The sequence below is a fragment of the Sphingomonas sp. CCH9-E2 genome (assembly GCF_001557215.1).
GTDB lineage: Bacteria > Pseudomonadota > Alphaproteobacteria > Sphingomonadales > Sphingomonadaceae > Sphingomonas.
The window spans coordinates 1-2,201 of the sequence record NZ_LSJM01000228.1 but is presented as its reverse complement, the minus strand read 5'-3'; the positions used below and the strand labels follow the sequence as shown (position 1 = coordinate 2,201).

At 66.2% G+C, this 2,201-nt stretch carries 1 protein-coding gene and 1 pseudogene; one reads left to right on the top strand and one right to left on the bottom strand.

Annotated features, from left to right (window positions below; translation table 11 throughout):
• Window positions 1-246: pseudogene (locus tag AX681_RS10580) on the bottom strand (RecX family transcriptional regulator); the annotation flags it as partial.
• A gap of 136 nt (window positions 247-382) precedes the next feature.
• Between AX681_RS10580 and AX681_RS10575 the strand changes: the two are divergent.
• Window positions 383-2,146 carry a fatty acyl-AMP ligase gene (locus AX681_RS10575; RefSeq protein ID WP_066660946.1) on the top strand — a complete coding sequence of 588 codons (1,764 nt, stop codon included), beginning with the start codon at window positions 383-385 and terminating at the stop codon, window positions 2,144-2,146.
• Window positions 2,147-2,201 lie beyond the last annotated feature (55 nt).

Here is a 2,201-nt window from a genome sequence, read left to right as displayed (position 1 = left end):
GCGCGCCATCGCCGCCGCCTTGCTCTCGGCATAGAGGCGATCGTTGACATAGCCGAGTTCGGCGAAGCGCTCGGCAATCTCCGCCGGGTCGGGCGGCGTGCCGTCGAAGCCGCGCTCGCGGATCTTGCGCGTCAGATAGGCGGCCAGTTTCCCCCGCGTCGTCGCGAACCGCTCGACATAGCGCAGCGCCAGCCGGTCCAGCGCGGGGCGGTCCAAAGGTGGGACAGGGCGGCGAGTGGGGCGCATGCGCCTTGTTTGTGCCACACTGACAACCGAATTTGAACGCCAGTGCGTAGCAGAGCCGCCCGCATTTCAGATGTGGGGCCTATCGTCGATGACGGGCGGGTGGCCTGACACGATCTGGGGGCACGGATTTTAGGATATGGCTTTGGACGTCAAGGATCAGGTCGAAGTTTCGGGCGCAACGCTGCAGCCGACGCCGACCGAATGCACCCTCCCCCGCCGACTGGCGGATTTTGCGACGCTGGGCGACGCGCTGGATTATGCCGCGCAGGGCAGCCGCGGGCTGAACTTTCACGACGCGCGCGGCACGCTGACGCGCCCCTATCCCTTCCGCGAAATGCGCGACGACGCGCTGGCACAGGCACGCCGCCTGATCGCCGCGGGCGTGAAGCCGCAGGACCGGATCGCGCTGATCGCCGAAACCGGCACCGATTTCGCCTCGCTGTTTTTCGGCGTCATCTATGCCGGCGCATGGCCGGTGCCGCTCCCCCTGCCGACCAGCTTCGGCGGCAGCCAGCATTATATCGACCAGCTCTCGGTCCAGCTCGAAAGCTGCGATCCCTCGATGCTGTTCTACCCCGCCGAACTGTCGGCGATGGCCGGCGAAGCCGCGCGCCTGAAGGGCGTCCAGGGCATCGACTGGGAAAGCTTCGCCACCCGCGAAGCCCCTGAGGCAGAACTGCCCAAGGCCAGCACCGACGACATCGCCTATCTTCAGTACAGCAGCGGCTCGACCCGCTTCCCGCATGGCGTAGCGATCACCCACCATGCGCTGCTCAACAATCTGTCGGCGCACAGCCACGGCATGAAGCTGCAGGACAGCGACCGCTGCGTCTCGTGGCTGCCCTGGTATCACGACATGGGGCTGGTCGGCTGCTTCCTCTCGATCGTCGCCAACCAGGTCTCGACCGATTATCTCAAGACCGAGGATTTCGCCCGGCGTCCGCTCGCCTGGCTCGACCTGATCAGCCGCAATCAGGGCACCACCCTCTCCTATTCGCCGACCTTCGGCTACGATATCTGCGCGCGCCGCATGTCGAGCCAGACCAAGGCGTCGGAACGCTTCGACCTCAGCCGCTGGCGCGTCGCGGGCAATGGCGCGGACATGATCCGTCCCGACGTCATGCAGAATTTCGTCGATGCCTTCGCCGATGCCGGGTTCAAGGCCAGCGCCTTCCTCCCCAGCTACGGCCTCGCCGAAGCGACGCTCGCCGTGTCGATCATGCCCCCGGGTGAGGGCATCCTGGTCGAACTGGTCGAGGAAACCCAGCTGTCGGGCGGCGTCAACGGTGGGGATCGCCCCCAGCGCTTCCGCGCGATCGTCAACTGCGGCAAGGCGGTCAAGGACATGGAGATCGAGATCCGCGAGGAGGACGGCACCCCGCTGCCCGACCGCGCGATCGGCAAGGTATGGTGCCGTGGCCCCAGCGTCATGGTCGGCTATTTCCGCGATCCCGAATCGACCGACGCCTGCATGAAGGACGGCTGGCTCGACACCGGCGACATGGGCTATCTGTCCGAAGGCTATATCTACATCGTGGGTCGCGCCAAGGACATGATCATCGTCAACGGCCGCAACCACTGGCCGCAGGACATCGAATGGGCGGTGGAACAGCTCCCCGCGTTCAAGCAGGGCGACGTCGCCGCCTTCGCGATCACCACGCCGGGTGGCGAAGAAACCCCCGCCGTGCTGGTCCAGTGCCGCACCAGCGACGATGAAGAGCGCCAGAAGCTGCGCGAGGAAATCCGTGAGCGCGTCCGCGCGGTCACCGGCATGAACTGCGTGATCGAACTGATCCCGCCGCGCACGCTCCCGCGCACCAGCTCGGGCAAGCTCAGCCGCGCCAAGGCGCGCAACCAGTATCTCAACGGCGAGATCAAGCCCTACAGCATCGCGGCGTAAGGGCAGACCCTTTCTCCACCAATCCTCCCCCTCCAGGGGGAGGTGGCGCCGAAGG